At 40.5% G+C, this 4356-nt stretch carries 5 protein-coding genes; 3 read left to right on the top strand and 2 right to left on the bottom strand.

The window, feature by feature from the left end; all coding sequences use genetic code 11:
• Window positions 1-1298, bottom strand: a 1298-nt coding sequence (locus tag AAF462_10420) for a class I adenylate-forming enzyme family protein (GenBank protein ID MEM7009536.1), incomplete at its 3' end; no start/stop codon positions are given.
• Between the two features lie 150 nt (window positions 1299-1448).
• Between AAF462_10420 and AAF462_10415 the strand changes: the two genes are divergently transcribed.
• Window positions 1449-2198, top strand: coding sequence for an IPTL-CTERM sorting domain-containing protein (locus AAF462_10415; protein ID MEM7009535.1), 750 nt, complete (start codon window positions 1449-1451; stop codon window positions 2196-2198).
• A gap of 283 nt (window positions 2199-2481) precedes the next feature.
• Window positions 2482-3012: a thrombospondin type 3 repeat-containing protein gene (locus AAF462_10410; protein ID MEM7009534.1), complete on the top strand. Its 531-nt coding sequence runs from the start codon at window positions 2482-2484 to the stop codon at window positions 3010-3012.
• A gap of 42 nt (window positions 3013-3054) precedes the next feature.
• On the opposite strand, the gene AAF462_10405 is transcribed toward AAF462_10410, so the two are convergent.
• Window positions 3055-3567: an ester cyclase gene (locus AAF462_10405; protein MEM7009533.1), complete on the bottom strand. Its 513-nt coding sequence runs from the start codon at window positions 3565-3567 to the stop codon at window positions 3055-3057.
• 154 nt (window positions 3568-3721) lie between these two features.
• Here AAF462_10405 and AAF462_10400 point away from each other — a divergent pair.
• The coding region (locus tag AAF462_10400; protein ID MEM7009532.1) for a hypothetical protein at window positions 3722-4356 on the top strand (635 nt) is incomplete at its 3' end.

Raw genomic sequence — 4356 nt, 5'->3', positions numbered from 1 at the left:
TGCTCTAAGAGGGACTCCTCTACCTCAACCGGACTTATATTAGATCCATCATGCACAATAATTTGCTTTTTACGGCTAACAAAGTGCAAATAGCCGTCTTCGTCCGCCTTAAGAACATCCCCTGTATCAAACCAACCGTCCAGAAGAACTTCGGCAGAAGACTCTGGGTTGTCCCAGTAACCAGACATAAGACTGTTTGATCTTACCCATGCATTCGCCTCAACTCCGGCTTTCACCTCATTGCCTTGATCATCCTTAAGTGCAAATGTAAATCCAGGAACAGGCAAACCAATAGAGCCGATCTTGATTAATCCAGAGGGCGGGTTTAATGTCGCGAGCCCCATCTCACTTGATCCGTATCCTTCATCTATGGGATGTCCAGTTAGATCTATATATTCCTTCTCTAGTTCAAGCGGTACTGTGTCTGCTCCAGCTCTGCACATTCTAAGCGACGAGAAGTCTTCTCTTGTTGCTCCGTGATCCCTGATTACCTTAAACAATGCTGCAGGAATCATGCAGAGAACTGTAGGTTTATATGTACGAAGAATTGGAATAATTTCGTCTGGATCATATCTTCTGGCAACTAAGACTCTGGCACCTATTGATAGTGCTGCTAATGAGAATAAAAACCCTCCTAAATGTGAGATTGAAGATCCGGGCAAAAGAGTATCTTTGTCCGTGAATTCAAATGCTTGGGCAGCACTAGCAAACATCCATTTAAGGGATTCATGAGTGTGAGTAACGCCCTTGGCTGGCCCAGTGCTGCCAGAGGTAAAAAATATTGCGGCATTACTGCTAGGCTCAGGAGTAGGTATATGGGTGTCAGTTGGATCGCTCTCTAGAAGCTTCTCTAAAGTTTGCAGCTCCTCTTCCTTTGAACTGTGGGTAATTATTCCTAGCGGCAGTTCAGGGGCAAGATCAGATGCTGCAATATCCTCGTTTCTCTCTGCATGGGCCAAAAGAGCTTTTGCGCCGCTAACTTCAAGCGCATGATCTATCTCTGGTGACATGTATCTATAATTAAGGGGCACAATTACCAAACCAGCTTTAAAGCAAGCAATATAATGCACAAGCAAAGAAACTCTGTTCGGCATGAGTGAAGCTATCCTATCCCCTGGCACAAGCCCGTGGGCAAGATATCCGGCTGCAAGTCTAGTGGTCGATTCATCAAGCTCACGCCAAGTGAGAGTTGTATCAAGTGACACTAAAGCAGTGTCATCAGGCTTACTCTCAAGCCCTCGCTTGAGTAAGTTAGTTATTGGTATTGGGTCGTCTAAATCTGGTCCGTATATGGGCATCAACTAGATTCCTTAAGATTCAATTTGATACGCAAATTCTATTCTATGATGGTCACAAATACAATCATAAAGCATTAATATTAATCAATTGTTTTAAACATTCTTATATGATATAATGGCGTTAAATTATTTATTCCTATGGAGGATACAATGATTAGAAGAACTAAGATTCTATTATTTTTTTCCATGGCATTCATATTAGCCTTCTTTGTTTCATACTCTAATTCCCAGGCTCAAATCGCAACCACTAACGATTTACAGCAGTTTCTTGCCATGAACAGCAACCTTAATTTTCAAGATTTCTCCGCTGCAGATGCTCCTGATTTTGGTACTATAGGACCTTGCTCGAGCCCTGTCAATTCAAATAGTAACGACATATGTTTTTCACCTGGAGATATACTTCCAGACATACAAATTACAGATGGTCCAACACCTGGCGCATTTCTCGTAGCAGGAGAAGATCTTTTCAATTTTGATAATAATCCACCAAATGTTCTAACAGATGAAACTACCGCTAATAGTGTTATCAATATCGAATTCAACCCAGAGATAAGCGCGGTGGGGTTAACATTAGGATGTTTTGGTCTTGTGGCAGGATGTAACAGCACGATCACTGTAGAGGTGTTTGGAGCAGGAAATGTGCTGTTGGGAACTACAAATGTAAACGCAACCTCGTCAATCAATAGTTTTATTGGCATTGTTGCTCAAGAGGCTATTACTAATATCTCTTTAAGTGATAACAACATCGATGCAACAATGGGCATATTGGATATCAGATTTGGTGAAGCTGGTGCAACAAGGAACGTCCCAACGCTCTCTGAATGGGGACTGATAACTATGGCAGTCATTTTAGGAACAGTTGGATTTATTATTGTTCGAAGACGCCAAGTTACTGCTTAATTGATATAAAAAACAAAACTTATAAAGGGGAGCATTGCTCCCCTTTTTTTATGTATATGTGATCTAGCTCTAGAACTCAAGTCTTAAGAATTGTCTGGAAAACTACCCCCTTGAATTTTAAATTCACCTCCTATTAAATCTTACGAAATGGGTAAAGAAAAATACTTGCATATAACCTAACTACCTATAGTTAAATAATATTTCACTTGGATTAAACTCCTATATGTTATATAATGGCAATATCTACCAGGCGGTAGGTCAATATCTTAAAGGAGGGAACAAGATGAAAAATCTTTTCCAGTATAGCTTTATCCTAGTATTAGTCTGTCTATTTTTTGCTCTTCCAACACAGGTTTTTGCTCAAGGGGATTTTGATAATGATGGTGTTCCGGATAATACGGATAACTGTATATTCGACTCAAATCCTTCACAGATTGATTTTGACCAAGACGGCATAGGTGATGCGTGCGAGCAGTGCGACTGCTCAGACCCTAATGCCATATTGATTGGTACAGAAATGGGGAATAGAACATTTTTCTTCGGCACGGAGGATGATGATATCATATGTGGAACCTCTGGAAATGATGTAATTTTTGCATTTGGAGGGGATGATTGCGTAGATTCTGCTCAGGGAAATGATAGAGTTAGAGCCGGGGCTGGGGCGGACATAGTAGATCTTGGTCTTGGTGATGATAGAGCCAGAGGCGGAAGAGGAATGGACGATATAGACGGCCAAGAGGGCACAGATATAGTCAGAGGCGGTGGCGGTCTAGATGTCTGCCTCGGAGAGACGACTATCTCTTGTGAAGAGTAGATAACAATAAAAAATACTTAAAGGGGGTCATGTGCCCCCTTTTTACTTGCTATCAAAAGTAGGCAATTCAGTCATTCCTAACTGTCTGTATATTGCAGCTTTATTTGTATGAACCCAGACGTTTGAGATTTCTCCATCAGTTATCTCATATATAGAAATCGTTGTGAAGGTGACTTTCTTATTTGTAGGAGGAAGATCTCCCCTTGGACCTGTGTTAGTTCCATTAAAGACAAGATGAGCCGTGACTTTATTGCCATCCACACTCATATCCTTTATCTCATACTTCATATCCGGATAAGCTGTTCTAATGAAATCATAGTATTCTTTTATCTCTTTAACGCCTTTAAGTTCCGGCGGTACTTGATCAACAAGATAGTAGGTCACATCGTCTGAGTAGAGCTGAAGCGCTATAGCAGTATCACCGGTATTTCTGAGCATAACGGCCTGCTCAACAGTAGATTCTAGATCGCCCTTTGATTCTGCCAAGGCCTTTTCTACATCACTTATGTATACGATGCTGATAACTAAAAGTAGAACTAAAGAGAACCTTTTCATTTATATCACCCACCCTTTTTGGATTTATATGCAAAGCCTAACGAAAAGGCTCTTTGAATGCAATAGTCACAGGCAAGTTCTATTCCAATGATATTAATTTCTCACTAAATTATGTAGTCTTGAACATAAGATTTTTCCTCAAGGCGGAGGCATTATGAGAAATTTAATATTATGTGCTATGGCTATTTTTATATCATTAGCAGCACAACCAAGCTATTCACGCTGCGTACAAACAGGGTCTGACCGATTTAGATGTGATGAACTTGAACCTAATCCTGATCTTACTGGCATTCAACAAGGTGCAAATAACAACGGAGTTCAAGTAAATGTGCTGAAAGATGGAAATATAGACACTAACAACTTAATAGCTATACATTTGGGCAATGGCCCAAATCATGTTGACATATTTATGGCTACAGTTCAAGGACTGATTAGCTCCATCACAGTAGGCACTGCAGATGATGAAATATTGATTGATAGTGCAAAGTTGATAAGCACAAACGACACAATTTTCCTAAACGAAGGCAATGATAACATTGTTATAAAAGACTCAATGATAGTCACAACAATTGGGGGTGTAACTATTGCTGTTGGTGGAGGGAATGATACAGCAATAATCTCAGACAGCACGATATCCACCGGACCTGAGATCAGCCGAGCTTTCACGGGTGGAGCCGGGATGGAAGACCTGACAATTTTGAACTCAACAATAACAAACTTGTCTTCAGATGCAAGTGTTTCAGTTGGTGCTGATAATGACAAGCTCTTTGTTGCACACTCAACAATTAC

Source organism: Thermodesulfobacteriota bacterium (assembly GCA_039028315.1).
GTDB lineage: Bacteria > Desulfobacterota_D > UBA1144 > Nemesobacterales > UBA2774 > CR02bin9.
Note: the sequence above shows the minus strand (reverse complement) of the source record. Positions and strands in the feature narration are given on the sequence as shown.